The sequence below is a fragment of the Rhodococcus sp. MurmanLake-1 genome (assembly GCF_056945715.1).
The window spans coordinates 1-284 of record NZ_JBWZNF010000077.1 but is presented as its reverse complement, the minus strand read 5'-3'; the positions used below and the strand labels follow the sequence as shown (position 1 = coordinate 284).

Sequence of the window (284 nt, the reverse complement as noted above, 5' to 3'; positions counted from 1 at the left end):
CGTGAGCTGGCGAAGCACATCGGCACGCCACTCGGCTCGACATACCATTACTTTCCTGGTGGGAAAGAACAGCTGGTAAGTGAAGCCGTGAAATGGGCGGGCGACGAACTCGCGCGATCACTGACCGAGTACCTGAAGATGGGCCCGGTAGCCGGCCTTGAAGCCTTCCTCCTCATGTGGAAAGACGCGGTCGCGGACAGCGACTTCCAGGCAGGGTGTCCGGTCGCTGCTGCCTCTGTGGAGTTCGACGAGAGCACTCCGGGCAGGGGCGCAGCCACCGTGGC

Annotated in this window: 1 protein-coding gene; it reads left to right on the top strand. The window is 63.0% G+C overall.

From position 1 onward, the window contains the following. Positions 1–87: 87 nt before the first annotated feature. Positions 88–284: TetR family transcriptional regulator C-terminal domain-containing protein (locus tag AC2ETI_RS32720; RefSeq protein ID WP_483635063.1), on the top strand; the 197-nt coding region annotated here is incomplete at its 3' end.